This window comes from Nonomuraea sp. NPDC052634 (assembly GCF_040678535.1).
Lineage (GTDB): Bacteria > Actinomycetota > Actinomycetes > Streptosporangiales > Streptosporangiaceae > Nonomuraea > Nonomuraea fastidiosa.
On sequence record NZ_JBFATY010000001.1, the window covers coordinates 394,522 to 421,457 of the forward strand.

24 protein-coding genes are annotated in these 26,936 nt (G+C 72.4%); 16 read left to right on the forward strand and 8 right to left on the reverse strand.

The window, feature by feature from the left end; genetic code table 11:
- Window positions 1–47 precede the first annotated feature (47 nt).
- The gene (locus AB0K67_RS01940; protein ID WP_364051289.1) at window positions 48–2,651 is read left to right on the forward strand and encodes a DUF6493 family protein; all 2,604 of its coding nucleotides are present in this window, start codon (window positions 48–50) and stop codon (window positions 2,649–2,651) included.
- Window positions 2,648–3,595 carry a hypothetical protein gene (locus tag AB0K67_RS01945; RefSeq protein ID WP_364051292.1) on the forward strand — a complete coding sequence of 316 codons (948 nt, stop codon included), beginning with the start codon at window positions 2,648–2,650 and terminating at the stop codon, window positions 3,593–3,595. The genes AB0K67_RS01940 and AB0K67_RS01945 overlap by 4 nt, the downstream gene beginning before the upstream one ends.
- A gap of 2 nt (window positions 3,596–3,597) precedes the next feature.
- Here the strand turns inward: AB0K67_RS01945 and mca are convergent, their stop codons facing one another.
- Entirely contained in the window at window positions 3,598–4,320 is a 723-nt protein-coding gene (gene mca / locus AB0K67_RS01950; protein ID WP_364051295.1) for a mycothiol conjugate amidase Mca, read from the reverse strand.
- A 159-nt stretch (window positions 4,321–4,479) separates the two neighbouring features.
- Here mca and AB0K67_RS01955 point away from each other — a divergent pair, with 159 nt between their 5' ends.
- Together AB0K67_RS01955 and AB0K67_RS01960 are read left to right on the forward strand one after the other, a co-directional pair.
- Window positions 4,480–5,001 (forward strand): TetR/AcrR family transcriptional regulator, encoded by a 522-nt coding sequence (locus tag AB0K67_RS01955; protein ID WP_364051298.1) that lies wholly within the window; start codon window positions 4,480–4,482, stop codon window positions 4,999–5,001.
- A gap of 272 nt (window positions 5,002–5,273) precedes the next feature.
- A complete protein-coding gene (locus AB0K67_RS01960; protein ID WP_364051301.1) occupies window positions 5,274–5,849 on the forward strand; it encodes a dihydrofolate reductase family protein in 576 nt (191 codons plus the stop codon).
- Between the two features lie 9 nt (window positions 5,850–5,858).
- Here the strand turns inward: AB0K67_RS01960 and AB0K67_RS01965 are convergent, their stop codons facing one another.
- Entirely contained in the window at window positions 5,859–6,641 is a 783-nt protein-coding gene (locus AB0K67_RS01965) for an SDR family oxidoreductase (protein ID WP_364051304.1), read from the reverse strand.
- A gap of 104 nt (window positions 6,642–6,745) precedes the next feature.
- Here AB0K67_RS01965 and AB0K67_RS01970 point away from each other — a divergent pair, with 104 nt between their 5' ends.
- From AB0K67_RS01970 to AB0K67_RS01985, 4 genes are all read left to right on the forward strand, one after another.
- Window positions 6,746–7,381, forward strand: a complete 636-nt coding sequence (locus AB0K67_RS01970) for a TetR family transcriptional regulator (protein WP_364051307.1) — start codon at window positions 6,746–6,748, stop codon at window positions 7,379–7,381.
- Window positions 7,382–7,418: 37 nt separating this feature from the next.
- Window positions 7,419–7,844 carry an SRPBCC family protein gene (locus AB0K67_RS01975; protein ID WP_364051310.1) on the forward strand — a complete coding sequence of 142 codons (426 nt, stop codon included), beginning with the start codon at window positions 7,419–7,421 and terminating at the stop codon, window positions 7,842–7,844.
- A gap of 90 nt (window positions 7,845–7,934) precedes the next feature.
- The gene (locus AB0K67_RS01980; RefSeq protein WP_364051313.1) at window positions 7,935–9,257 is read left to right on the forward strand and encodes a Fic family protein; all 1,323 of its coding nucleotides are present in this window, start codon (window positions 7,935–7,937) and stop codon (window positions 9,255–9,257) included.
- A 26-nt stretch (window positions 9,258–9,283) separates the two neighbouring features.
- Complete coding sequence (locus AB0K67_RS01985; RefSeq protein WP_364051316.1) at window positions 9,284–10,075, forward strand: LysR family transcriptional regulator substrate-binding protein; 792 nt, start codon at window positions 9,284–9,286, stop codon at window positions 10,073–10,075.
- On the opposite strand, the gene AB0K67_RS01990 is transcribed toward AB0K67_RS01985, so the two are convergent.
- Window positions 10,072–11,403 (reverse strand): serine hydrolase domain-containing protein, encoded by a 1,332-nt coding sequence (locus AB0K67_RS01990; RefSeq protein ID WP_364051319.1) that lies wholly within the window; start codon window positions 11,401–11,403, stop codon window positions 10,072–10,074. The genes AB0K67_RS01985 and AB0K67_RS01990 overlap by 4 nt on opposite strands.
- Before the next feature lie 290 nt (window positions 11,404–11,693).
- Between AB0K67_RS01990 and AB0K67_RS01995 the strand changes: the two genes are divergently transcribed.
- The 3 genes from AB0K67_RS01995 (at window position 11,694) to AB0K67_RS02005 (ending at window position 15,741) form a co-directional block, all read left to right on the forward strand.
- On the forward strand, window positions 11,694–13,913 hold the full coding sequence (locus tag AB0K67_RS01995) for an ATP-dependent RecD-like DNA helicase (RefSeq protein WP_364051322.1): 2,220 nt from the start codon (window positions 11,694–11,696) through the stop codon (window positions 13,911–13,913).
- A gap of 111 nt (window positions 13,914–14,024) precedes the next feature.
- Entirely contained in the window at window positions 14,025–15,206 is a 1,182-nt protein-coding gene (locus AB0K67_RS02000; protein WP_364057397.1) for an Ig-like domain-containing protein, read from the forward strand.
- Window positions 15,207–15,225: 19 nt separating this feature from the next.
- Window positions 15,226–15,741 (forward strand): GNAT family N-acetyltransferase, encoded by a 516-nt coding sequence (locus AB0K67_RS02005; protein ID WP_364051325.1) that lies wholly within the window; start codon window positions 15,226–15,228, stop codon window positions 15,739–15,741.
- Window positions 15,742–15,776: 35 nt separating this feature from the next.
- Here the strand turns inward: AB0K67_RS02005 and AB0K67_RS02010 are convergent, their stop codons facing one another.
- Both AB0K67_RS02010 and AB0K67_RS02015 read right to left on the reverse strand, forming a co-directional pair.
- Window positions 15,777–16,796 carry an NADPH:quinone reductase gene (locus tag AB0K67_RS02010; RefSeq protein ID WP_364051328.1) on the reverse strand — a complete coding sequence of 340 codons (1,020 nt, stop codon included), beginning with the start codon at window positions 16,794–16,796 and terminating at the stop codon, window positions 15,777–15,779.
- A 78-nt stretch (window positions 16,797–16,874) separates the two neighbouring features.
- Window positions 16,875–17,339: a hypothetical protein gene (locus tag AB0K67_RS02015; protein ID WP_364051331.1), complete on the reverse strand. Its 465-nt coding sequence runs from the start codon at window positions 17,337–17,339 to the stop codon at window positions 16,875–16,877.
- 309 nt (window positions 17,340–17,648) lie between these two features.
- On the opposite strand from AB0K67_RS02015, the gene AB0K67_RS02020 reads away from it, so the two are divergent.
- The 3 genes from AB0K67_RS02020 to AB0K67_RS02030 are packed head-to-tail and all read left to right on the forward strand — an operon-like array spanning window position 17,649 to window position 20,823.
- Window positions 17,649–18,554 carry a sugar ABC transporter permease gene (locus AB0K67_RS02020; protein WP_364051334.1) on the forward strand — a complete coding sequence of 302 codons (906 nt, stop codon included), beginning with the start codon at window positions 17,649–17,651 and terminating at the stop codon, window positions 18,552–18,554.
- On the forward strand, window positions 18,551–19,402 hold the full coding sequence (locus AB0K67_RS02025) for a carbohydrate ABC transporter permease (protein ID WP_364051337.1): 852 nt from the start codon (window positions 18,551–18,553) through the stop codon (window positions 19,400–19,402). Before AB0K67_RS02020 ends, AB0K67_RS02025 begins: the two co-directional genes overlap by 4 nt.
- A gap of 26 nt (window positions 19,403–19,428) precedes the next feature.
- Window positions 19,429–20,823 (forward strand): ABC transporter substrate-binding protein, encoded by a 1,395-nt coding sequence (locus tag AB0K67_RS02030; protein WP_364051340.1) that lies wholly within the window; start codon window positions 19,429–19,431, stop codon window positions 20,821–20,823.
- Between the two features lie 96 nt (window positions 20,824–20,919).
- On the opposite strand, the gene AB0K67_RS02035 is transcribed toward AB0K67_RS02030, so the two are convergent.
- Together AB0K67_RS02035 and AB0K67_RS02040 are read right to left on the reverse strand one after the other, a co-directional pair.
- Window positions 20,920–21,573, reverse strand: coding sequence for a response regulator transcription factor (locus AB0K67_RS02035; RefSeq protein ID WP_364051343.1), 654 nt, complete (start codon window positions 21,571–21,573; stop codon window positions 20,920–20,922).
- Window positions 21,558–22,616, reverse strand: a complete 1,059-nt coding sequence (locus AB0K67_RS02040) for a histidine kinase (RefSeq protein ID WP_364051350.1) — start codon at window positions 22,614–22,616, stop codon at window positions 21,558–21,560. The genes AB0K67_RS02035 and AB0K67_RS02040 overlap by 16 nt, the downstream gene beginning before the upstream one ends.
- Window positions 22,617–22,801: 185 nt before the next feature.
- Here AB0K67_RS02040 and AB0K67_RS02045 point away from each other — a divergent pair, with 185 nt between their 5' ends.
- Together AB0K67_RS02045 and AB0K67_RS02050 are read left to right on the forward strand one after the other, a co-directional pair.
- On the forward strand, window positions 22,802–23,698 hold the full coding sequence (locus AB0K67_RS02045; protein ID WP_364051353.1) for an ATP-binding cassette domain-containing protein: 897 nt from the start codon (window positions 22,802–22,804) through the stop codon (window positions 23,696–23,698).
- Window positions 23,695–25,953, forward strand: a complete 2,259-nt coding sequence (locus AB0K67_RS02050; protein ID WP_364051356.1) for an alpha/beta fold hydrolase — start codon at window positions 23,695–23,697, stop codon at window positions 25,951–25,953. The genes AB0K67_RS02045 and AB0K67_RS02050 overlap by 4 nt, the downstream gene beginning before the upstream one ends.
- A gap of 4 nt (window positions 25,954–25,957) precedes the next feature.
- Here the strand turns inward: AB0K67_RS02050 and AB0K67_RS02055 are convergent, their stop codons facing one another.
- Entirely contained in the window at window positions 25,958–26,905 is a 948-nt protein-coding gene (locus tag AB0K67_RS02055; RefSeq protein WP_364051359.1) for a radical SAM protein, read from the reverse strand.
- Between the last annotated feature and the right edge of the window lie 31 nt (window positions 26,906–26,936).

Below are 26,936 nucleotides of genomic sequence, written 5' to 3' on the forward strand. Positions count from 1 at the left end.
GCGAACTGTCCGCGAAATGTCGGCATGGCCGGTTACCGTCCCCTGACATGGATCATGAGGACGAGATCAGGAAGCTGATCCGGCGGCGCGACGCCGAGCGGCTCGCCGAGCGTGTCATGGCGCTCGACGGGCCGTCACGCAGGCGGGTCGCGGCGATGCTGCCGGAGGTGCTGAAGGAGCTGCCGGCCGTCCACAGCGGGTGGGACTCCGGCGGCCTGGCCGGCTTCGGTCCCGTGCTGCGGGTGGCGGGCGCGGCCACCCTGGGCGGCGCGGCGGCCGTCGCGTCGTGGCTGTATCGGCGCTCGTTCGCGCCGCAGTGGGCCGGCCCCGACGACGACGTCGACCTCATCCTCGCCGTGCTCGCCGGCCGTCCCGCCGCCTGGCGGGCCGACCTGGCCGAACGGCTGGCGCGGCGGCTGCGCGCCGCCGACGACCGCGGCATGCGGCTGGCGCTGGAGCTGCTGCGCCAGACCGGCATCGAGCCGCCGCGCAACGACGCGCTGGTGGCCGGCTGGGCCGCGCAGCCGCCGGAGGGCCTGGCCGATGATCCGCTGCTCGGCCACCTGCTGCCCCGGCTGTTCGAGGCGCAGGGCGTGGGGCGGGTCCTGCAGTGGGACACCGACCCCGATCGGGGGTTGCTGGGCGCGCTGCTGCGGCTCGCCGGGAGCGGGCGGGTGCGGCGGGCCGATCTCCTCGACGGCTGCCTGCGGCGGTTCCTGCTCGGCGGCACCCCGGTCGAGCTGCGCTTCTTCGTACGCCTGCACGAAGCGCTCGACCCGCAGCCGGCCGAGGTCGAGCCCCGCGCCCGCGACTACCTGCCGCTGCTGCCCGCCGCCCCGGGCACGGTCGCCGAGGCGGCCGCCAAGCGGCTGCGCGGCTGCCCGGCGCTGACCGCCGGCGACCTGGCCGAGGCATGGGAGTCCTTACTGTTCCGCCCCGAGCGCAAGCTGGTGCGGGCCGGGCTGTCGTGGCTGCGTGCGGAGGTGCGCCGCGCGCCCGAGCTGGCGGTCGTGGCGGCGGCGCCGCTGGCCAGGGCGTTCGGGGCCGGCTCCGCCGAGCTGCAGGAGAAGGCGGCCGAGCTGGCGCTGGCCTGCGCGCCCGGCATGGACGAGCAGGGCCGCGAGACGATACGTCAGGCGATCGGACTGCTGCCGCCCGAGCCGGGCGCCCGGGTGGCGGACGCGTTCGGCGGCGGCACGGTCGCCGAGGCCGAGCCGGTCCACCTGCCGCCGCTGCCCGCCGCGCCCGAGCGCGCCCGGCCCTTCGAGCCGCCGCCCGCCGAACCCGGCGAGCTGGTGGAGCTGTGGTCGGACAGCCATCTGCACTCGTGGCAGACCTGGGAGCGGCTGCTGGCCGGGTTCGTCACGCTCGCCTACCACGACCGCGACGCGCTGGCGGCGGCGCTGGCCACGATCAGGACCCCCATGTGGAAGTCGGGTCCCCGGGCCGCCAACTGGACCTCCGTGGACCGCTGGTTCCAGGGCCTGGCCGACCACCTCACCGACCAGGCGCCTGACGCGCAGGTGTGGCGTACGGCGATGCCGGTGGCGGAGCTGCCCACCCCGCAGCTGCTGGTGCTGTACCGCGCGGCCGAGATCCTGCGCGCGCTGGAGGAGGGCACGCTGCCGCCGCTGCTGCTGGCCACGCCCACGCACGACACCGGGCACGTGGCCGCCGACGAGCTGGTGCGCCGCATGGAGGTGCTGGAGGCGGCGGGCGTCAAGCCGCTGGCCGCCGACCTGCAGCAAGCGCTGCTGCGGCTGCCGCCGGGCGAGCTTCCCGATGCCGGTCGCCTGACGTCGGCGGCGGGGCGCATCCTGGCCGGCTGGCGGCACCCTGAGCCCGAGCTGACGCTGCGGTGGTATAGCGGCAATCGGGATCTCGAGGTGAACGTCGACTGCTGCGGCCACGACCACCCCGTCGAGCTGATGACCTTCGTCCGCCGTCGCGTGCGCACGGGACTGCCGCTGGTGGACCTGATGTTCCGCCGGTTCGAGCACCACGTCCTGGCACATCACCTCGACTGGTGGCCCGCCATGCTGCCCTCACACCGCGAGGTGGCCGCGGCGCACCTCACCCGCGGCCTGCTGCGCGGCACGGACGAGTGGACGCTGTACGCGCAGTACGCGCGGTCGCTGGCGCGGGCCGAAGGGCCGGTGGGCGAGTCGTTCGCGGTGGTGCTTGCGCGGCTGCTGGGCGATGCCCGGCAGCGGCCGGAGGCGGTGGAGGTGCTGCTGGAGGTGGCCGCGCGCGGCGAGCTGCCGGCCGGGGAGCTCGGCAGGCAGGTCGGGCTCATGCTCAAGAGCCGCAAGGCGCGGATGGGCGACATGGTGGCCGCCTTGGGCGAGGCCGCCGAGCGCGGCGCGCACGCACAGGTGTGGTCGATCGCGGCGGCGGCGCTGCCCGTGCTGCTGCCCGCGCCGGGGCAGCGGCCGCGCAACGGGCTCGCCGGCTTCGTCGCGCTGGCCGCCAGGGTCGCCGGATGGTGCGGGGCGCGCGGGGAGATCCCGCAGGTGCGCGACCTGGCCTCCCGCAAGGGGAGCAGCGCGCTGCTGCGCGAGCTGCGCGGCCTGCACACCCTGTTGACCTCGCCCGGCGGGCACGGGAGCGCCGGGGCCGTCACCGATGCCGCGAAGGAAGGCCGAGCATGATGGGTCACCACAGGTCACAGCCGATGAAGGGCGAGGCACACGGCGTGCGCCTGCACATCGCCGACCTGGTGCGCGCCGCCGCCGGACCGGACGCCTCCCGCATGACCGTACGACGGGCCCAGGTGGGCGCGGTCGGGGAGACGACCGTCACGTGCGACGGCCGGCCGCTCGCGGTCGACGGCCTGGACGAGCCGTTCGAGCGGCTGCGCGAGATGTCGTACCGGGAGGGCGAGGGCACCTGGTTCACCTGCGAGCTGGAGCTGTCCGCCGACAGCCGCGGCTACGTCTGCCGCACCGACGGCGAGGAGATGCCGTTCGCGCAGGTCGATCCGCTGGGGGCGCTGGGGGAGATGACGGTGTTCCACCGGCACGAGCCGCCCGGCTGGCTGGTGGCGGCGCTGCCCACGGCCGCGCCGCTGAGCCCGCCCGCCTCGGTGGTGTCCAGCCGGCTCAGGCCGCCGGGCATCCCCCTCGCCGATTGGCGCACCGTCCTGACCCACCACCAGCCGCCGATCACCGGCGAGGTGTCCTACACCCCGGCCACGGGCATGACAGCCCGCGCCGTCCGGCTGGATGAGCAGGCCGAGCCGCCGCCCGGCCTGCGGTACCTCTACCTGGAGACACGGCCGGGCGATCCCGAGGAGGAGAGGCTCGTGGTGGTCGCCTTCGGCGATGAGTACTGGCTGGTCCGTCACCCGTTCGGGATCGCCGACGGAGCGCGGCTGGACCCCGACGAAGCCCTCGGCGAACCCGTGCGGTCGCTGACCCTCGACAAAGCGACGCTGCGGCTGGAGCTGCCGGCGTGGGCCGCCGACGACCTGCAGACCGAGACCGTCTTCGAGGTCGCCCTCGACCTGGACGCCGCCCAGATGGCCACGCTGCGGGCGGCCGTTCCGCAGGTGCTGAGCCAGGCCGCGGACCCGCCCGAGCTGATCGGGTTCTGACGTCAGCCCGCGGGGCGCAGCCCGGCGAACAGGTCGTCCTCCGGCAGCGTGACCTCCACGTGGCTGCGGGCCAGGTGGTAGTCCTCGGTGGGCCAGACCTCGCGTTCGACGTCGCGGTCGTGGAGCATGAACCCTCCTGCCGGATCGATCTGGGTGGCGTGCGCGAGCAGCGCCCGGTCCCGGGTGGCGAAGTGCTCGGCGCAGGGCACGCGGGTGGTGAACGCCGGCTCGGGCGCGTCGACGGGGAACTCGGCCAGGACGCCCGCCATGGGGGAGTCGAGACCGCGTGCGGTCAGGGCGTCGTGCATGGTCTGGAACCACGCCTTGGACAGCGCGCCGTGGTAGTAGAGCTTGCTCGGCTGCCACGGCGCGCCCGCCTCGGGGTAGGAGGCGGCGTCGCCTGCCGCGTCGAAGGCGGCCACCGTCACCCGGTGGGTGTGCACGTGGTCGGGGTGCGGGTAGCCGCCGGTCTCGTCGTAGGTGATGATCACGTGCGGGCGGAAGGAGCGGATGAGCGCCACCAGCCGCCCGGCCGCCTGCTCGACGGGCGTGCGGGCGAAGCAGTCGTCGGGCAGCGGCTCGCCGGGGCCGGGCAGGCCGGAGTCGACGTAGCCGAGAAACTGCTGCCGCACGCCGAGGATCTCGCGGGCGGCGGCCATCTCGGCGCGCCGGATCTCAGGAAGGTTCTCCCGTACGCCGGGTTTGTCCATGGCAGGGTTGAGCACGTCGCCGACCCTGCCTGCCGGTGACGCCGGTGACCAGGACGGGTGCGGTGGATGCGGACACGACTCTCCTCTGCCGACCAAAAACGGCGGGGCCCGCCGTTTACCGAGGGGGTGATGACGCGATGCCCGAGCGCCAGCGCGCGGACGCCCGGCGCAACCATGCGCGGATCCTCGCCGTGGCCGAGCAGGAGGTCGCCGCCCACGGCGCGAACGCCTCGCTGGAGCAGATCGCCCGCGTCGCCGGGGTCGGCTCGGCCACCGTGCGCCGCCCCGACCCGCCGCGCCCTGCTGGAGGCGGTCTCCCACCGGCGCATCGACGCCCTGTGCGAGCGCGCCCGCGAGCTGGCCGGCAAGGACGACAGCCGGGCCGCCCTGCTGGAATGGCTGGGCGACCTGCTGGCCTACTGCGTGACCGCCCGGGGGCTCGCCAACGTCCTCACCTACGACGCCGAGACCGAGGCGGCGCACCAGAACGCCTGCTCAGTCCGCATGGAGGAGGCCGGCGGCCCGCTGCTGCGCCGGGCCGTCGAGGACGGCGCGGTCTCCGGCGAGGTCACCGTCGCCGACCTGGTCACGCTGGTGGTCGGCATCGCGCTGGCCACCGAGCACCACCCCGACCCCAGGGGGGCGGCCGAGCGCCTGTTCGCGCTGGCCGTGGCCGGGCTGAGCCCGCAGCGCTGACGCCGGGGAACGCTCAGGCGAAGCCGCCCGCGCGCGCCCCGATCCGGCGGTCAGCGGGCGAGCCGATGAGGGTGTCGCGCATCCTCATGGGAGATCTCCGATACGCGGCCGCGCGAGCGTCGCCGGCGGCGATGTCCGGTGAATGTCCTGCCGATGACCTGGGCGATCACGCAGGAACGGGTGAACAATCGATCGCGCCGGCGGCGATGAGTTCCGGGCCGATGCCCGGTCTGTTAGGACGAACCCGATCGCCCGTACGCGAGGAGAGCGCCGTGACCGTCACCTACACCTTCGACGTCTTCGCCAGCCTCGACGGCTTCGGCTCGGCGACCGGCGACTGGACGGGCTACTGGGGCAAGCAGGGCCCCGAGCTGCTTCAGCACCGGCTTGCCTGCTACAGCGAGGAGCAGCGCATGGTCTTCGGCGCCACCACGTTCCGCGGCTTCGTGCGGATGCTGGCCGACGCCGGCGCGGAGGCGGACGTGCGCGACCCGTGGGTGACCCGCATGCGGAACCTGCCGGCCACCGTGATCTCCAACACGCTCACCGAGCCGCTCGACTGGCCGGGCGCGACCGTCGAGAGGGGCGATGCGGTGGAGGTGGTGGCGCGGCTGAAGGAGCAGTCGAAGGTGCCGCTGCGCTCGCACGGCAGCCTGGCGATGAACCGGGCCCTGATGGCGGCGGGCCTGGTGGACCGGGTGCAGGTGACGATCTTCCCGGTGATCACGGGACGTACGGGAGCGGCCCCGATCTTCAAGGACGCGGCGGACTTCGATCTGGAGCTGCTGGAGAGCCGGACGCTCGACGGCCGTATCCAGGAGCTCGTCTACCGCCCCACGTCGCACTGACGGGCGGGCTCAGGCCAGGCTCTCGCCGCCGTCGACGGTGATGATCTGGCCGGTGACGTAGTTGTTGGCCATGCAGAACAGCGCCGCGGCGGCGGCCTCCTGGGCCGTGCCGACGCGGCCGAGCGGGGCGTCTGCACCGGCGGCGGCGACGCCCTCGTCGGAGTCCAGGCCGGGCAGCGAGCGCAGCAGCGGGGTGTCGATGCGGCCGTAGCGAATGGTGTTGACGCGCACCCGCGAGGGGGCGAGCTCGACCGCCAGGGCCTTGGTGAGGATCTCCACGCTGCCCGCGGCCGTCAGCGGGGCGGACATGCCGGGCATGGGCCGCTCCACGAGGATGCCGGAGCTGAAGGTGAGCGAGCCGCCGGCCGGCAGGCGGGTGGCGGCGGCACGGGCGATGGCGAAGGGCCGCCACGCCGCCTGCGCGAGGGTCTCGCGGATGCTTTCGGAGGTCAGGTCTTTCAGCAGGCCGGCGCCGCCGATGCCGCCCGCGGTGGAGTAGACGTGCTGCACCTCGCCGGCCCGCTCGAACGCCTGGTCCAGCGTGCGCTCGTCGCCGGCATCGCCGGCCACGGTGAGCACGTCGTCCTCGCCGCTCGGCGCGGCGGCGCGTACGTGGCCGGCGGCGGCCTTCAGCCGCTCGGGGTCGCGGCCGACCAGCACGACGCGGGCGCCGACCTGGCGCAGCAGGGTGCCGGCGGCCAGGCCGATGCCGGAGCTGCCGCCCAGCAGCAGCACGGTGGAGCCGGCCAGCGATGCGGGCAGCGGCGTGCGGACGGGAATGGGGGTGGTCATGAGGATGATGCCCCTTCGAAATAAACCAACTGGATGTTTTTGTCCTTGGGCCCGATCCTGCACGCCGGCGACGCCAGAGTCAACCGGATGGTTTAATTTGACGCATGGCCTACGACGCGGACGACACCAGACGACGCATCTTCGAGGCGGCGACGGCAGAGTTCGCCCGATACGGCCTGGCCGGCGCGCGGGTCGCCCGCATCGCCGAGGAGGCCCAGGCCAACAAGCAGGCCATCTACCTCTACTTCGGCAGCAAGGAGAAGCTGTTCGCCGCCGTCGTACGGGCCAAGCTCGAGGAGATCAGCTGCACGGTGACGATCGACCCGGACGCGATCGCCGAGTCGGTCGGGCAGATGTTCGACTGGTACCGGGAGCATCCCGAGCTGATCAGGCTGCTGCTGTGGGAGGCGCTGGAGGCCGGTGACTGCTTCATCGGCGAGGCCGAGCGGCGGGAGACCTTCCGCGACAAGGTGCGCTTGCTGACCGACAGCGGCATGGTGCCGGCCTCCGACCACCCCTCGTGCGTACGCGCCGGCCAGGACCTGCTGTTCACGCTCATGGGGCTCATCGCCTGGAACTTCGCCGTGCCCGGCATGTGCAGGGCCGTCCTGGACGAGGACGACGAGCAGGCCGCGTACGCGCGCCGCCGCCAGTACGTCATCGACACGGCCCGGCTCCTCACCACCGCCCGCCTGCGAACTCCTGACCGGCGCGAGAGTCAGGCGGCCGCCGGCGGGTAGGTGGCGGCTTCGTCCAGCTGAAGGGGAGTGCGCGAGGGTGAGACCCGTCTACACCGCCGTCGCCGGGCACGTGGCGGCGCCGCCCGAGCAGGTGTTCACGCTGATCACCGACTGGCCGCGGCATCAGGAGTGGATGTTCATGACCACCGCCCGGCGGGTGGGCGATGACGGCCTGGAGGCCTACACGGGGGCGCGGCCGTTCGGCTTCCTCGACACGATGACGATCACCCACTGGGAGCCGCCGTCGCTGCTGCGCGTCACCCACACCGGCCGCCTGGTGCGCGGGCGGGGCGCCATCCGCGTACGCGCCGTGCCCGGAGGCAGCCGGGTGGTGTGGGCCGAGGAGCTGTACCTGCCCCTGGGGGTGCTGGGGCAGGCGGCCTGGCCGCTGCTGCGGCCGCTGGTGACCGCCGTGGCGCGCCACTCGCTGCGCAAGCTGGCAGCCCTGGCCGCCACAGGCTGAACGCGGCACCGGCCGGGCGTTTCAAAAAGCCACTCCGCCGGGCGCGAACGCCCATGACCGGCCGGCAGGCCGGCGTGGCAGGTTGGAGTCGTGATCAGCGATCTGCATCCCGGCTACCTGACGTGGGATGAGGTGGACCCCGCCCGCCATCCGTTCGATCCCTCCTCGGCCGCGCAGGTGGTGGCCTCACTCGGACCGGCTCGCCGCGTGCCCGGCCCGAACGCCGCAAGGCACGCGGACGACCTGTGGGCGGACGCCATGTCATACGCCCTCGCCGAGCACTACGGCCGCTGGGTGCTGGGCTGGCGATGGTCCCACGACGAAGGGGACTTCGACGGCGGCCCGGTCGGCGCCTGGTGCTGCCCGCGAGGCTCGATCGGCACGCCGGAGGAGACGATCGCCCGGGTCGCCGAGGCGTTGCGCGAGTGGCGGGCGTGGCTGGAGAGCGTGGCCGGCTGGTTCGAGGCGTACCCGCTGGATCCGGCCTCCATCGACGACCAGCGGATCCTGTGGGAGCGCGCCGCGCGCAACCTGATCTGGCAGGTCGTCGACCGCACCGGCGGCGGCAGCGGCTGGTACGGCCACTGCGGGCAGGTGCTGTCGTGGTTCCTGCAGCGCTGGCAGGTGCCGGCCGGCGTCGCGGAGACCCTGGTCGCCGAAGCGATCGGCGGGCGATTCCGCAGCTGGACCGGCCCCGATCTGGTGCTGGTCGACGACGTCGCCGAACGCCTCGCCCAGACCCTGCACTGGGACACCGCCCCGCCTCGCTCCGAACCCGACCACCTCGAACGCTGGCTGGAGATCCGCGCGTCCGTGCCGTGGCACGACGCCTCGGACGGCGGCGAAGGCGGCCCGGTGACCCCGTCCCGTGACGGCGCCGCGGACGACATCCGCCTCTTCGACGGCGCCATCGACCCCGCCCGCGCCGACGGCCTGCTGGCCGCCCTGGAGCTGGCCCGCGCGGACGCCGCGCGCGGCGCCGACCTCACCTTCGAGCGGTTACAGTCCTGGCAGCAGCACGTCCTGGGCACGCCGCAGCCGCCGCCGTTCCGCCGCTCGCCGGCCTTCGCCAAAGGGGGCAGGGAGCGCTATGGCATCGCTCCCGGCACGCGTGCCCGGCTGGACGCCTGCCTGGCCGAGAGCGCGTACGACCGCGAGCGGCCGCTGTTCCTGACCGCCCGCGCGGCACGCGCCTACCTCGACGTGTGCTTCTTCCACCCCTTCGACGACGGCAACGCGCGCGCCGCGTTCCTCGCCCTCGTCTTCGTCCTGGCCCGCGAGGGCGTCGGGCTCGACAGGGTCGGCCTGCTCCGGCGCGTGAGCTTCCAGGCCGACGACCCTGAGGATCCGCTGACCCTCACCCGCTCCATCAACGTCCACCTGGCCTCGACCAGACGCGAAGCCTCCCGCTGACCTCGTCAGGTCCTCGCCGTGACGGCGTGGCGGGCGACGGCGGCGGCGAACGCCGAGATCACCGGGTGCGGGCGCCGCCCGTCGCCGGCCAGCTCCGGCTGGAACATCACGCCGACGAAGAACGGGTGGCCGGGCAGCTCGACCGCGCGGCCCGCGCCGACGTACGGCGCGCCGCCGCCGAGCCCGGCCACCTGCTGCGGCTGGCCGCCACCCCGCTGGCGATCAACGCCACCCTGGCAGGCCGCCTGGCCACCGCGCGGGAGCGTCTGCCCCGCCTGGATGTGCATCTGCGCACCTGCGGGCACCAGGAGGTGGCCGCCGCGGTCGCCGGCGGCGAGGCGGACCTGGCTCTGGCCGACGGCATCACCGCGCCCAGCGACCCGGTGCGCCTGCCCGAGACCGGCCCCATGACGGCCACCGGCGTCAGCGAGGAGGACCTGCTGGTCATGCTGCCGCCCGGCCACCCGCTGGCCCGCCGGACGGCGCTGCGCCTTGCCGACCTGATCGACGCACGCTGGCTGCAGAGCCCGCTGTGCCCGCTGGAGCGGCTGCGCGAGCTGGCCGGCGACGGCTTTCGCGCCGACGTGGCCTATGACGGCGGCGACGTGCACACCGTGCTCACCCTGGTGGCCGCCGGGCACGGGCTGACCCTGCTGCCCGCCTCTGCCCGGCCGGCGGGGCCGTGCACGGGCGTGCGGCTGGCCGAGCCGCGCCTGGTGCACCGGGTGGAGCTGCTGCACGGCGCGCTGCCGCCCGGCCCGGCCGCCCAGGTGGCCGCGATGCTGGCGGGCGAGGACGCCTCTGAGGACGGCTCTTAGGCGTGCCAGTCGCCGGCGCCGCCGGGCACGGGCGCGCCCGGGTCGTACGGCTCGCGGGTGAAGATGAAGGTGTTGAGGTTGAGATGGTCGGGCGCCACGCGCAGCGTCTCGCCGGCGTAGTAGCCGTCCAGGCCGAGCCAGGTGCCGTCGTCCTGCGGCACGAACCGTGAGGCCCGCCCGGCGCCGCCGACCGGCTCCAGCGACAGGCGGCGCTCGGGCAGCAGGCGCAGCACGTACGGCTTGGGGCCCCAGTGCCACAGCCCGGTGAGGGCGAGCAGCTCGGGGTCGGCGGGGACGGGCCGCCACTCGTCGGGCATGCGCGGCTCGAACTCGTGCAGGATGTCGAGCAGGTCGTCGGTGAGGGTGCCGCTCATGCCGGTGGTGGTGTTGGCCATGAACAGCACGCCGACGTCGTCGGCCGGGTCGGTCCACACGGTGGCCAGGAAGCCGGGCATGGAGCCGGTGTGGCCGGACAGGCGGCGGCCGCGCGAGCGCGACAGCTGCAGGCCGAGCCCGAAGCCGGAGGTCCAGGTGTCGCCGTCGTCGACGCCGGCCGGCTCGCGCATCTCGGCCAGGGTGTCCTGCGACAGCACGCCGCCGGTGTGGCCGCACAGGAAGGCGGCCCAGCGGGCCAGGTCGTGCGGGGTGGACCACAGCTGCCCGGCCGGGCCCATGGCGTCGGCGTCGTGCTCGGGCTCGGCCAGCACCACGTCGGCGAAGGGATGCACCGCATAGCCGGTGGCGTGCGGCGGGCGGGGGCGCGCGGTGGTGTCGTGCATGCCGAGCGGGTCGAGCACCTCGGCGCGCAGCGCCTTGAGCCAGGTCGTGCCGCGCAGGCGGCCCACCAGCTCGCCGAGCAGCGCGAACCCGACGTTGGAGTAGTGGAAGCGGCGGCCCGGCCGGTGTTTGAGCTCCTTGTCGTCGAGCCGGTCGATCAGGTCGTGGACGGGGATGCCCGGGGTGCGCTCCCACCATTCGGTGGGCGGCTCGGCGGTCAGGCCCGCGGTGTGCGACATCAGCTGGGCGATGGTGAGGTGGCCGACCTTGGTGCCGGGCAGGTGCCGCTCGAGGGGGTCGTTGAGGTCGAGCAGGCCCTCATCGCGCAGCCGCATGACGACGACGGCGACCATGCTCTTGGTGATCGACCCGATGCGGTATTGGGTGGCCGGCGTCGGCTCGTGGTCGCCGACGCGGCCTCTGCCGCCGAACCACGCCGTCCGCCCGTCGCGGACGATCGCCGCCGTCAGCGACGGCATCCTGCATTCGGCCTGCTCGACGGCCAGCCTGCGCAGCAGGGCGCGGGCCGTCGTCTGTCCCACCTGACTCATGAGCCACAAGGGTAGTCGCTGATCGCGCGCTCAGCGGGAGGGAGCGCGATCGAAGGTGTCGAGGATGAGGCGGACGACGCCGGCCTGCGCGCCCTCGTCAACGGCCTGTTCCCCGCCTCGGCGCATGAAGCGAGCGCGCCGCCCCCGGCCGGGAAGCGGCGCGCCGCATCAGGTGCCGGTCAGGGGCCGCAGGCGGCGGCCGGACGAGCCCGTCCCCGCCGCGGCGATCACTCTCGTCGGCCCGTTCCTCTACTCTTGCCACCGACAAGCAGGCGGAGGAGGGTTGGCGCGTGAAGCCTGGCGACAACGGGCCGGTCGGTGCGACGCTGGAGGCGGTCCTCGAACGCATCACCTACGCCAACGAGGAGACCGGCTACACCATCGCCCGGGTCGCCACCGACCGCACCGGCCCCGACCTGCTGACCGTCGTCGGCCCGCTGCTCGGCGCGCAGGTCGGCGAGTCGCTGCGGCTGCGCGGACGCTGGACCTCCCACCCCCGCTACGGCCGCCAGTTCGAGGTGTGGTCCTACACCACCGTCCTGCCGGCCACCGTGCAGGGCATCCGCCGCTACCTCGGCTCCGGGTTGATCAAGGGCATCGGCCCCAAGATGGCCGAGCGCATCGTCGACCACTTCGGCACCGACACCCTCGACATCATCGAGCAGCATCCCGAACGCCTGATCGAGGTGCCAGGCCTCGGCCCCAAGCGCACCAAGATGATCGCCGCCGCCTGGGAGGAACAGAAGATCATCAAAGAGGTGATGATCTTCCTGCAGGGGGTCGGCGTGTCCACCTCCATCGCGGTGCGCATCTTCAAGCAGTACGGCGAAGGCTCCATCAACGTCGTGCGCACCCAGCCGTACAAGCTGGCCGACGACGTGTGGGGCATCGGCTTCAAGACCGCCGACACCATCGCCCAGGCCGTCGGCATCCCCCACGACAGCCCCGAACGCGTCAAGGCCGGGCTGCGCTACACCCTGTCGCAGGCCGCCGACGACGGCCACTGCTACCTGCCCGCCCCCAACCTCGTCGCCGACGCCGTCAAGATCCTCGACGTGCCGCCCGACCTCGTCACCGCCTGCCTGGAGGAGCTGGTGGCCGACGAGGGCGTCATCCGCGAGGAGGTCCCCGCGGGCGACAACCACGTCCCGGCCGTCTACCTGCCGCCCTTCCAGCGCGCCGAAGCCTCCCTGGCGGCGAGCCTGCTCGGCCTGCTGCACAACGGCCACGACCGGCTCAAGAGCTTCACCGACGTCGACTGGGAGCGCGCCGAGCGCTGGCTGCACGGCCAGACCGGCGCCGAGCTGGCCCCCGAGCAGCGCCAGGCCGTCCGCCTGGCGCTGACGCACAAGGTCGCCGTGCTGACCGGCGGCCCCGGCTGCGGCAAGAGCTTCACCGTACGCTCGATCGTGCTGCTGGCCCGCGCCAAACGCGCCAAGGTCATCCTGGCCGCCCCCACCGGCCGGGCCGCCAAGCGCCTGGCCGAGCTGACCGGGCACGAGGCCACCACCGTCCACCGGCTGCTGCAGCTGCGCCCCGGCGGCGATCCCACCTTCGACCGCGACAACCCCCTCGACGCCGACCTGGTCGTGGTGGACGAGGCGTCGATGCTGGACCTGCTGCTGGCCAACAAGCTCGTCAAGGCCGTCGCGCCCGGCGCGCACCTGCTGTTCGTCGGCGATGTCGACCAGCTGCCGTCGGTCGGCGCCGGCGAAGTGCTCAAAGACCTGCTGGCCGCCCCCGGCATCCCGCGCGTGCGCCTGACGCAGATCTTCCGCCAAGCCCAGGAGTCCGGCGTCGTCGTCAACGCCCACCGCGTCAACACCGGCCGCCACCCCGTCCTGGAGGGCATGAAGGACTTCTTCCTGTTCCCCTGCGAGGAGCCGGAGGAGATCGCCGCCCTCACCGTCGACGTCGTCGCCCGCCGCATCCCGCGCCGCTTCGGCCTGGACCCCCGCCGCGACGTGCAGGTCCTGGCGCCCATGCACCGCGGCGCCGCCGGCGCGGGCAACCTCAACGCCGCCCTGCAGGAGGCGCTGACCCCGGCACGGGAGAACATGCCCGAACGCCGCTACGGCGGCCGCGTCTTCCGCATCGGCGACAAGGTCACCCAGCTGCGCAACAACTACGACAAGGGCGCGGCGGGGGTGTTCAACGGCACGGTCGGCATCGTCACCGACATCCGCCCCGACGAGCACAAGCTCACCGTCCTCACCGACGAGGACGAGTCCGTCGACTACGCCTTCGACGAGCTCGACGAGCTCGCCCACGCCTACGCCGTCTCCATCCACCGCTCCCAGGGCAGCGAATACCCCGCCGTGGTGATCCCGCTGGCCACCAGCGCCTGGATGATGCTGCAGCGCAACCTCCTCTACACCGCCATCACCCGCGCCAAGAAGCTCGTCGTCATCGTCGGCTCGCGCCGGGCGCTGGCCCAGGCCGTCCGCACCAAAGGGGCCGGTCGCCGCCACACCGGGCTCACCCACCGCCTGGCCGCCCCCCACAAGTAATGGAAATGTGATCGAACTCTCCCAAACGATTCGGCGTCTTATATGCGTAAGCATTAGGGTTCTTGACGTGCCCTTGAGGGCACCGTTGGGGAGAGGAAGACGTTGAACGCAGTGACCGTCCACAGGAGACCCGCCGCCCTCGCACTGCTGGCCGCGGCCGCCCTGACGACGTCCTGCTCAGGCGGCTCCGCCAGCCCGCCTCCCGACGCCCCCGACGCCACCATCGTCGCCACCCCGCAGGCGCCCACCGTCGCCATCACCCCGGCCGAAGGCACCAGCAAGGTCCACCCCGACAAAAAGGTCGTGGTGACCGCCGCAGGCGGCGCCCTGGACAACGTCACGGTCGAGGCCGAAGGCGAGCAGCTGTCGGGCAAGTTCAACGCCGACAAGACCCGGTGGATCTCCAAGACGCCGCTGAAGCCGTCCACCCGCTACCGCGTCTCGGCCACCGCCGGCGCCACCACCGCCACCAGCACGTTCACCACCGCCAAGCCCGAACGCGCCCTGCAGGTGGCCGACGTGACGCCCAACCGCAAGGGCGAGAAGATCGGCGTCGGCGCCCCCATCATCGTCACCTTCAACCAGCCCGTCACCTACAAGGCCCGCATCGAGCGCGCCCTGAAGGTCGAGGCGGAAAAGCCCGTGCCGGGCGCCTGGCGCTGGATCAACGACAAGGTCGTCATCTACCGCACCGCCAAATACTGGCCCGCCCACCAGACGGTCACCTTCAACGCCGACATCACCGGCATCAAGGCCGGCAAGGGCCTCTACGGCGTCAAGGACTACACCGCCGACCTGCAGATCGGCGCGCGGCAGATCAGCAAGGTCGACGTCCGCAAGCACATGATGTACGTCTACCGCGACGGCAAGCGCGTGCAGACCATGCGCATCAGCGCCGGCAAGGGCACCACCCGCGAGTACACCACCACCTCCGGCGTGCACCTGACCATGGAACGCGGCAACCCCGTGCGCATGATCTCCCCGGGCCGCAAGAAGGGCGACCCGGAGTACTACGACGTGATGATCAACCACGCGGTGCGGATCTCCAACTCCGGCGAGTACGTCCACGCCAAGGACAACGTCTGGGCCCAGGGCCGGCAGAACGTCAGCCACGGCTGCATCAACGCCCGCCCCGACCAGGCCAAGTGGTTCTACGACACCATGCAGCGCGGCGACGTCGTCGAGATCACCGGCACCGACCGCGAGCTGGAGTGGAACAACGGCTGGGGCTTCTGGCAGATGCCGTTCTCCCAGTGGAAGAAAGGCAGCGCCCTGACGGACGCCACGCCCTGACGAGGAAAGACACCGCACAGTGATTCACATCCGCCCCGCCGGCCCGGAGGACGTGCCCGTCACCCTGGCCATGTTCGACAGCGCCGTGGCCTGGCTGACTGCCCAGGGCCGCACCGGCCAGTGGGGCACCCGCCCCTTCACCGGGGACGCCCGCCGCACCGAACAGGTCGCCGGCTGGCAGCGCGGCGGCGGCATGCACATCGCCGAACGCGACGGCGAGCCCGCCGGCGCGATCTCCATCGGGCCCGCCCACGACTACGTCACCCCCGCCACCGAGCCCGAACTGTACGTCCAGGCGCTGGTGACCGACCGCCGCCACGCCGGCCACGGCGTCGGCCACGCCCTGCTCGACTGGGCCGCAGGCCAAGCCCGCGAGCGCGGCCTGGGCCTGCTGCGCGTCGACTGCTACGCCGGCGGCGACGGCCGGCTGGTCGCCTTCTACGAAAGCTGCGGCTTCACCCGCGTGGCCCCGTTCACCGTGGGGGAGTGGCCCGGCATGCTGCTGCAGCGCCGCATCGATCCGGCCGCCGCCTGACGCCTCCAGCCGCGGCCGGGCCCCACGCCCGCCGGTCAGGGCGCGACGTCCACCACGACCTTGCCGACCGCGCCGCCCTCCACCGCCCGATGGGCATCGGCGGTGCGCTCCAGCGGGAAACGGATCAGCGGCAGCCCGTGCTCCTCACCGACCGGCATCGCCCCGTCCGCCACCGCCGCGGCCACATCCTCGGCACCCGCCAGCAGCGCCTCCTCGCCGACGGTGTAGAGCACCAGGAACTGAAAGCGGGTGTTGAGCATCATGTTCTGCCGCACGTCCAGCCCCACCGGCTTGCCGCCGTCGTTGGCGTAGGTGGAGATGACGCCCCCGGTGCGCAGCACCGCCAGATCCAGCTCCAGGTTCGCCCCCAGCGCCACCTCGGCGATGATGTCCACCCCGTCGGGCGCGATCGCGCGGATCTCACCCGCCGGATCGCCCTGCCGGTAGTTGATGACGTGGTGGGCGCCGGCGGCGGTGGCCAGGCGCGCCTTCTCCGGCCCGCTGACCGTGCTGATCACGGTCGCCCCGGCCCAGCGGGCGAGCTGGATGGCGGCATGCCCGACCGCGCCCGCCCCGCCGGCGGCCAGCACCACCTTGCCCTCCAGCGCGCCGGGCCGCAGCCGGCGCGGCCCGTCCTCGGCGACCGTCAGCGCCCGGTGCGCGGTCAGCGCCGGCACCCCCAGCGCGGCGCCGACGTCGAAACTCACCCCATCGGGCAGCGGCACCGCCTGGTCGGCGGAGACGACGGTGTACTCGGCCGCGGTGCCGGTCGCGCGGCCCAGCGTCGCCATGTACAGCCACACCCGCTGGCCGATCCTGCCCGCATCGACGCCCTCGCCGACGGCGTCGATCACCCCGGCGCCGTCCAGGTGCGGCGTCACCTCAGGGAAGATCTTGGGATTGGTGGCGCCGGAACGGGTCTTCCAGTCCGTCGGGTTGACCCCGGACACGGCGACGCGCACCCGTACCTCGCCGGGCCCCGGCTCGGGCGTGTCACGCTCGACGAGCTCCAGCACATCGGGATCGCCAGTGGTGCGGTAAACGATAGCTCTCATTTCGATCCGCCGTCCCTTGCCTGTCATGGGTATCCGATCACATTACTGCGGCATCGATCGCCTGCCCGGTGCGGGCCGTCAGCCGATGAGCACCTGCGCCCCGCACGCCGCCAGCACCGTCCGCGCGCGGGCCGCCAGCCGGCGGAACCCGCACGCCGAGGCGATCGCCGCGGCCTGCTTGGCCAGGCCGCGCGCCGCCTGGGCGTCCCCGCCCTCCAGCCGGGCCGCCGCCAGACCGGCCAGCGCCCGCGCCTCCGCGAACGGGTACGTCGCATGCGCGATCGACAGGCACCGCTCGTACCATCCGGCCGCCGTCTCGGCCTCGCCCAGCGCCAGGTACGCCTTGGCCACGGTGGCCGCGGTCTGCGCGGTGGCCTTCCTGCCGTGGACCGCGATCGCCATCTCATGGGCCCGCCGCGCCACCTTCAGCCCGGTGGCCGCCTGGCCGCGCTGCAGGTGCCACAACGCCGGCTCATCCAGCGTCGACAGCTCACCGCGCATGTTCGCCGCCCTGCGGTAGGCCGCCGGCGCCTCATCCAGCAAGGCATAGGCCCGCTCCTGTTCGCCGAGACGGCGCAGGGCGCTGGCCAGGTTGCCCTGGTTGGCCAGCGCCGAGGTCCAGTGACGCTAGGCACCCCCGCTGGCGCGGCGCTGTCCGTACCGGCGCCCGTACCGCCCCTACCGCCAGGCGCGAGACCGTGACGGTGAACGGCCTGCCGGCCACGCGGATAACGTTCCGCGAACGTTCATGGTGAAGTCACTGGTCAGACCTACCGCAAGCTGACTCGGCTGGGCAGAATCCAGCAAGCACAAATGTGAACCACCGATGAACGAAAGCAGGACGGCACGACGATGGAAGCGCGCGCTAGCAGCCAACGGGGACCGACGGGCGAGCGCCGGTTAGCACTGCTCTATCTCGCGCCCTCCCTCATCATCTTCGCGATCTTCGTCTTCTATCCGCTGGGCAGGACCTTCTACCTGTCCACCATGGGGACCGACATCATCGGCCGGGCCAACAAGTTCGTCGGCCTCGACAACTTCACGGCCATGTTCGCCGATGCCACCTTCTTCAAAGCCCTCGGCACCACGGCGCTGTTCGTACTGTTCACCGTCGTGCCCGGCATCCTCGGCGCGCTGGTGATCGTGCTGCTGCTGGAGTCGCGCATCAGCGGGCAGCGCATGTTCCGCACCGTCTTCGCGCTGCCGTTCGCCTTCTCCGTGGCGACCGCATCAGTGATCTTCGCGCTGATCTACAACCCCGCCGTCGGCATGGCCAACGGCATCCTCAGCCACTTCGGAATCGAGCGGATCGGCTGGCTCACCGAACCCGACCTGGCCCTCATCTCCGTCTCGATCACCACCGTCTGGATGACGCTCGGCTACAACGTCCTGGTCCTGTCGGCCGGCATCGGCACCATCCCCACCGAAGTGGTCGAGGCGGCCAGGCTGGACGGCGCCACCGGATGGCGGCTGCACTACCGCATCACCATCCCCATGCTCTCGCCGCAGCTGTTCTTCCTCATCGTGATCTCCACGATCCACGCGCTGCAGAGCTTCGGCCAGATCCACATCCTCACCAAGGGCGGCCCCGACGGCGCGACCTCCACGCTCGTCTACTGGATCTACGAAAAGGCCTTCAGCTACGGCTCCTCCGACTTCGGCACGGCCAGCGCCGCGGCGATCGTGCTGCTGGTCATCGTGCTGATCTGCACGGGCATCCAGTTCGGCGTGCTGGAAAGGAAAGTCCACTACCGATGAGCCGCACCCCCACCTCCACCTCCTCGTCGCTTGCGAGCAAGCTGGTCGTCTACCTGGTGCTCATCGTCTGCGCCCTGCCGGTGGTCTTCCCGCTGTACTACGCGGTCGTCGGCGGCATCATGACCCCGAGCGACCTGGCCAGCTACCCGCCCAAGCTGCTGCCCACCGCCATCGACCTGGGCAACTTCACCTCGGCGCTGGACACGATCCCGCTGGCCCGCCAGTACCTCAACTCCGCCATCCAGACCGGCATCGTCACCATCTCCCAGCTGATCACCAGCGTGCTGGCCGCCTACGCCTTCGCGTTCTTGCGCATGTGGGCCAAAACCGCGATGTTCGCGCTGTTCATGGTGACCCTCATGGTGCCGTGGGAGGCGATCATCCTCCCCAACTACCTGCTCATCTCCGACCTCGGCCTGACCAAGGGACCGCTGACCTACCTCGGGTTGACCCTGCCGTTCCTCGCACACGCCTTCGGCACCTTCCTGCTGCGCCAGTCGTTCCTGCAGTTCCCCCTCGAAGTCCGCGACGCCGCCGTCATGGACGGCTGCGGCCACCTGCGCTTTTTGTGGCGCATCCTCATCCCGCTGTCGAAACCGGCCATCGCCGCCGTCGGCGTGTACGTGTTCATGACCACCTGGAACCAGTACTTCTGGCCGCTGATCCTCGGCAACGACGACCGCTACAAGACCCTGCAGATCGGCGTGTCGATGCTGAACGACGCCGAGTCCTCCAGCCCCACGCTGATCCTGGCCGGCGTCACCCTCGCTCTCCTTCCCACCCTCGCACTCGTGATCTTCGGGCAGCGCTTCATCATCCGCGGGCTCACCGCGGGCGCCGTGAAGTGATCGTGAATCAGAAACGGAGTTCCCTCATGGCACGACCCCGATTCCGCCGCACCCGCGGCGCCCTGGCCGTCGCGGCCGCCCTCAGCCTCGCCCTGACCGGCTGCGGCGGCGACAGCGGCTCAGACGAAGGCGGCGAGGCCGCCACCGCTCCAGGACCTGACGCGATCACCGAACCGATCGAGATCGAGTTCTGGCACTCGATGAAGGAGAAGAACGAGCTGGCCATCAAGGCCATGGTGGACGACTTCAAGAAGGCCAACCCCAAGATCACCGTCAAGCCGGTGTTCAAAGGCGACTACGACCAGATGATCGTCGCCTACAAGCAGGCCGTCCAGCAGGGCGCCACCCCGCCGCTGGTGCAGATCTACGACATCGGCTCGCGCTTCATGTACGACGCCCAGCAGGTCGTACCGATGTACAAGTTCATCGAGGCCGACAAGTTCGACCAGAACGCCAACATCGAGCCCAACATCGCCAGCTACTACAGCATCAAGGGCAAACTCTGGTCGATGCCGTTCAACTCCTCGGCCCCGCTGCTCTACATGAACGCCGACGCCGTCCGCAAGGCCGGCCTCGACCCCGACAAGCCGCCGGCCACCCTCGACGAGATCGCCGAATGGGCCAAGAAGCTCACCATCAAAGAAGGCGGCACCGTCAAGCAGTACGGCTTCAACGCCGCCCTGTACGGCTGGTTCGTCGAGCAGCTCATGGCCCAGGACAACACCGAATACTGCGACAACGGCAACGGCCGCAACGGCCTTGCCACCAAGGTGAACTTCGGCACCGGCGCCGGCGTCAAGTTCGCCCAATGGCTCGGCGACCTGGTCAAACAGGGCTACGCCACCAACACCGGCCGCCCCACCGACCAGGCCCAGAACGCCTTCAAGACCGGCACCGTCGCCCTGCACCTGGAGTCCACCAGCGCGCTCGGCGGCTACACCGAGGCCGCCAAGGGCAAGTTCGAGCTGAAGACCGCGCCGTTCCCCAAGCCGTCGGCCGACTCCAGCGGCGGCACCATCATCGGCGGCGCCTCCCTGTGGATCAACGCCGTCGGCCACACCGACGCCGAAAAGCGCGCCGCCTGGGAGTTCGTGAAGTTCGCCAACACCCCTGAGCAGCAGGGCAAGTGGCACGCCGCCACCGGCTACGTGCCGGTCAACCCGCAGGCCACCTCCAACGACGACCCCAACTTCCAGGTCGCGGTCACCCAGCTGCGCGCCCAAAAGCCGTCGCCGGCCACCTCCGGCTGCCTGCTCGGCATCATGCCCGAGGCCAGGAAGGCGGCCGAGGTCGGCCTGGAGCAGGCCGTCCCCGCCGGCGCCGGCCAGGAGCCGAAGACCTCGGCCGAGCAGGCCATGCAGGCCGCCGCCGACAGCCTGCAGCAGGCCATCCAGAAGTACAACGCCAACGTCGGCCAGTAACCCCCCTCTTGTGACCGGTCCGGCCGCCCCCTCGCGGGGCGGCCGGACCGGCGCCTTCGCCGGTGTCAGCGGCTCCACATCACCTGGAGGACCGGCTCAGCGCGGCACCGCCTGCAGATACGCCAGCACCGCCATCACCCGCCGATTGTGATCATCCGAGGGCGGCAGGCCGAGCTTGGCGAAAATGTTGTTGGTGTGCTTGCCCACCGCCTTGTCACTCACCCCCAGCCGGGCGGCGATCGCCAGATTCGACAACCCCTCGGCCATCAACGCCAGCACCTCACGCTCGCGCGGCGTCAAAGCGGTCAACGGCCCCTGCCGGTCCCGCCGGGTCAGCAACTGCGACACCACCTCCGGATCCATCGCCGTGCCACCGGCGGCGACCTGACGTACCGCATCGACGAACCGCTCCACATCACCCACCCGGTCCTTCAGCAGGTACCCCACCCCACCGCCACGATCCGCCAGCAGCTCACGCGCATACAGCTGCTCGACGTACTGCGACAGGATCAGCACCGGCAGCCCCGGCACCCGCCGGCGCACCTCCAGCGCCGCCCGCAGCCCCTCATCGGTGAAACCCGGCGGCAACCGCACATCGATCACCGCCACATCGGGCCGGTGCCGCAGCAGCGCCGCCAGCAGCATCGGCTCGTTGTCCACCGCCTCGGCCACAGTGAACCCGTGGGCCGACAACAACCGCACCAGCCCATCGCGCAGCAGCGCGAGATCCTCGGCTATGACAACACGCACGGAACCTCCATCGTCAGCACCGTCGGCCCGCCCTCAGGACTGCTCACCACAAGCGAACCATCGAAGACCGACAGACGATCGGCGATGCCGCGCACCCCGCCACCCGCATCACGCCGCACCCCGCCACGCCCGTCGTCGCCCACCACCAGCCGCAGCACCCCGCCGCCATAGCGCAGACGCACCCACGCACGGGAGGCACCGCTGTGCTTGGCCACGTTCGTCAGCGCCTCGGCCGCGGCGAAGTACACCGCCGACTCCACCGGCGGCTGCGGACGGCCGGGCAGATCGATGTCCACCTCCACCGGCATCGGACACAACAACGCCGACGCCTCGATCGCCCCGGCCAGCCCGCGATCGGCCAGCACCGGCGGATGGATACCGCGCACCAGATCGCGCAGTTCCGCCAGCGCCTCACCGGCCACCTCACGCGCCTCATCGATCATCGCCCGCACCTCCTCCACATCACGTGCGCCGCGCGCCAACCCGAGCTGCATGCGGATCGCCACCAGCTTGGCCTGCGCACCGTCATGCAGATCACGCTCGATACGGCGCAACTCGGCCGCACGCGCGTCCACCACCGCCGCCCTCGAGGCGGCCAGCTCCCTGATCCGCTCCCGCGGCCCCAAGCCCGCCAGCAGGTACCGCACCGGCAGCGCCTGACCGCGCCGCAACACCGGAACCGCCAGCACGACCACCACCGCGATCGCCACGGTCGCCACGCTCAACGCGAAGGTGTTCCACACGCTCGTCTCGGCCGGCCGCATCCGCAGGAACACATAATCCAGCGCCGCCACCATCGCCCACAGCACCACCACGGGAGCCGGCCCGGCGACGGCGTGCACCACCAGCCACACCAGCTCCCGCCGGCCGCTCACCCTCCTGGCCGCGCCGAGGACCCGCTCCGCCTGGAAACCGGCAAGATCCCCGGCGACCCGCCGCACGCGCTCGAACGGCCCCCGCACGCCCACCGGCACCAGCACCGCGCACACCGCCAGCCCGGCCACGAGCAGCAGCGCCGCCAGGCCGGTGACGACGTTGAGCACCAGCTCGCCCGCCCCGCGCAGCGCCGCCGCCCCCCAGACTCTCACTCTCACACCAGGCAGTCTGCCGTGCCGGCGCACATGAGACGGTAGGCCTGGCCCCACCCCCGGCGGGGGCGTTTCCCCCACCCACGCGGTGGGCCCGCCCCCATGGAGACCACCGCGCCCGGCCGCCAGGCTGTCCGACTGTGATCGACGTACAAGACCTGACCATCCGCTACGGCCGCACCCGCGCCGTGGACCACCTCACCTTCACCGTCAAACCAGGCCTGGTCACCGGCTTCCTCGGCCCGAACGGCGCCGGCAAATCCACGACCATGCGCGCCATCCTCGGCCTGCACACCCCCGCCGCCGGGCAGGCGCTCATCGACGGCCGCCCCTACACCGCACTGCGCCGCCCCCTGCACACCATGGGCGCACTGCTGGACGCCGCAGCCGTCCACGGCGGCCGCACCGCCCGCGCCCACCTGACCTGGCTGGCCCGCAGCAACCACATCCCCCTCCGCCGGGTGGAAGAGGTGCTCGATGAGGCGGGCCTGCACCAGACCGCCGACCGGCGCATCGCCACCTACTCCCTGGGCATGCGCCAGCGGCTCGGCATCGCCGCCGCGCTGCTCGGCGACCCGCAGGCGCTGATGTTCGACGAACCGCTCAACGGGCTCGACGTCGAAGGCATCCGCTGGATCCGCGACCTGCTGCGCCGCCTGGCCGACCAGGGCCGGACCGTGCTGCTGTCCAGCCACCTGATGAACGAGCTGGCACTGACCGCCGACCACGTCATCGTCATCGCAGGCGGCCGCCTGATCGCCGACACCCCGGTGGACGCGCTCGCCGCCCGCTTCCACCGCGACGTGCTCGTCCGCGCCGCCCACCCCGACCGCCTCGCCGAGGTCCTGCGCGCCCACGGCGCCACCGTCACCCCCGGCCCCGGCGAGCTGTCCGTACACGGCCTGGCACCGCAGACGATCGGCGAGCTCGCACTCACGGCCCAGATCGCCCTGCGCGAGCTGACCCCGCGCACCGCCACCCTGGAGGAAGCGTTCCTGGAACTCACCGACGACCACCCACAGGAGGCCCGGCGATGACACACGCATGGGACGCCATCGCCGCCGAATGGCTCAAGCTCCGCACGTTGCGCTCCAACGCCCTCCTGCTCGCCTGCACCCTGCTCGCCGTCCTGGCCTGCGCCGCCGTGGCGTACCTCATCGGACGCGGCTTCGACACCCAGACGTTCGAAGAACGCCTGCGCTTCACCGGCAACGGCACCGGCCTCGGCCCCGGGCTGCCCATCGCGCACTTCGTGCTCGGCACGTTCGGCGCGCTCACCATCACCTCCGAATACGCCACCGGCATGATCCACACCAGCCTCATGGCGGTACCGCAGCGGCAGCTGCTCCTGGCGGCCAAGATCCCCGGCCTGGCCGCCGTCACCCTCCCCGCCGGGCAACTCCTGGCCTTCGCCATGCACCTGACCGCACAAAGCGTGCTGGGGGAGCGGGCCGGGCAGATCCTGCTCGACGGGCAGAGCCTCGGCATCCCGCTCACCGACCCCGGGGCGCTCACCACGCTCGTGGCCGCCGGACTGTCGATGACCGCCGCGGCGCTGGCCGGGCTGGGAGTGGGCGCGACACTGCGATCCACGCCGGGCAGCCTGGTCGCCCTCGCCCTGCTCTTCGTCGTGCTGCCCGTCGCCGTCCAAGCACTGCCCGCCCCGCTGCGGGCCCAGGTGAGCGCGTACACGCTCGCCGCCCTACCGGAGGAGATCGCCGGAACCGGCGGCCTGCTGCCCCCACCGGCGGCCGCCGCCCTGCTCGCCGCCTACCCGCTCCTCGCGCTGACCGCCGGGGCCACCGCCATCGCGCTCAAACGCCACAAAGCGGCGGTCCTGGCCGCAGGGGCGGCCCTCACACTCGCGACCGGACTCATCGCGCTGCCCGCCACCGAGGCCGCACCCGCACGGCACCTGGCCTGGCACCCCTGCACCACACCCGGCCTGCCCCGCGAGATGCGCTGCGCCGACCTGCGGGTACCGCTCGACTGGAACCACCCCACCGGCCGCACCATCACCATCCCGCTCGCCATGCTCCCCGCCTCCGGCACCCAGCGCCGCATCGGCACCGTCATCTCCATCCCCGGCGGCCCCGGAGCCTCCGGCATCGACGACCTCACGCAGTACCAGGGCAGGCTCGATCCCCTGCGCCGACGCTTCGACGTCATCAGCTTCGCCCCGCGCAACGCCGTCACCCCCGGCGGGCCGCTGCCACATGAGTGCCTGACCACCGGCCCCTACCTGCCCCTGCCGCGCAACCGCGCCGAGTACGCCGCACTCGCCCGCACCAACCGCGCCCACGCCGAGCGCTGCCGCGCCGCCGACCCGGAACTGTTCGACCACATGGACTCCGCCTCCGTCGCCCGCGACATCGACGCCCTGCGCGCCGCCCTCGGCGAACCCCGCGTGAACCTGCTGGCCAACTCCTACGGCGGACACCCCGCCGCCGCCTACGCCCGCCTGTTCCCCTCCCGCATCCGCGCCCTGGTCATGGACGGCACCACCAGCCACACCGAGGACACCGCCACCGGCGAACCCCGCCTGTACCAGCGGGCCGAACGGCAACTGGACCGCTTCGCCGCCTGGTGCCGCACGGACCCCTCCTGCGCCCTGCACGGCCGCGACGTCAAACAAGTGTGGCGCCACCTGGTGGAGCGCGCCGACCGCACCCCCATCCCCGTCCGCGGCGACCCCGACGGCACCGCCTACACAGGGTTCGACGTCAAGGTGGCCGCCGCGCCCAGCTTCACCTCGCCGGGCCGCGAACCCGACCGGCCGCGCTGGGTCCAGCTCGCCGACGCCATCGCCAAAGCCGCCGACGGAGACGCCTCCGGCTTCGCCGCCTACGTACGCCAGGCCACCGACCGGCCCAAAGTGCCCTCACCGGTCGGACAGAACATGACGCGCTGCCTCGACGGCGGGGGATACACCGGATACGCCGCCTACCGCGCCGCACTGGCGAAAGCGCGCGAGCTCTCACCGCACTTCGCCGGACAGCGCGCCTGGTGGGCGCTGGCCTGCGCCGGCTGGCCCGCACCCGTCACCAACCCACCCGCCCCGCTGCCCGGCCACGCACTACCGCCCGTCCTGGGCGTGGGCACCTGGACCGACCACGACGAGGTCGCCACCACCATCCGCCACGTGCCGGGCTCGTCCACCATCCGCTACGACGGCCACGGCCACATGGCCTACCTCAACAGCTCAAGCGGCTGCGTCACCGCCCACGTCAACCGCTACCTCACCACGCTCAGGCTCCCGCCGCCCGGCACCGTCTGCCCCGCCACCGGATGACCGGCTACACCAGGGCCAGCTGCGCCGCCCTCGGCTCGCGCCGCGCGGGCTCGGGGGCGCCGCACGCCATGCCGTACACCCGGCACAGCTGCGCGATCTGCCCGGTGATGCGCCGCTCATAGCCCTCGGCCGGCAGGCCCGCACGGTCGTACAGCTCCTCATAGCGCTCCACCAGCGACGGGTGCGCCTGCTCCAGCCACCGCAGGTACCACTCGCGGGTACCCGGCGGCAGCCGCAACACCACCGGCTCCACCGCCCGCGCCCCCGTCGCGGCGATCCGGCGCACGGTCGCCGCCAGCTGATCGGCGGCGTCACTGAGCAGCGGCAGCACCGGCGCCATCAGCACCCGGCACTCCACACCCGCCTCCACCAGCGCCGACACCAGCTCCAGCCGCGCCTGCGCCGACGGCGCCCCCGGCTCCACCGCCCGCCGGATCCGCTCGTCGACGAACGCGATCGACACCGCCACCCGGGCGCCCGCCCGGGCCAGCAGCGCCGCATCACGCAGCACCAGAGCGCTCTTGGTGTAGACGGTGAACGGCGTATCCGAGCGCGCCAGCGCCCCGATCACCCCGGGCATGAGCCGGTAGGTCTCCTCGGCCGCCTGGTAGCAGTCACCGCCGACGCCGACGGCCAGCTCCCGGCCGTCCCAGCGCGCCAGCTCCGCGCGCAGGCGCTCGACCACATTCGGCCGCACGACGATACGCGTGTCGAAATCGCCGCCGGCACCGAGGCCGAGCCTGCGGTGCCCGGCCCGCGCCCCGCAGCCCCGGCAGGCATGCGCGCAACCCCGATAGGGGGAGACGGCCCACTCCTGCGCGATGCCCGCCGCCGGCGGCACCCTCTCGATCACCGTGCGGGCCTGCATCTCGTAAAAACCGTTACGCACCACCGCACGGCGTTCGATCAACGGCCGATCATCGGCGGCCGTGGAATCGACCAGCGCCAGCACGTCCCAATCCACGCCCACCAGTGGAACACGT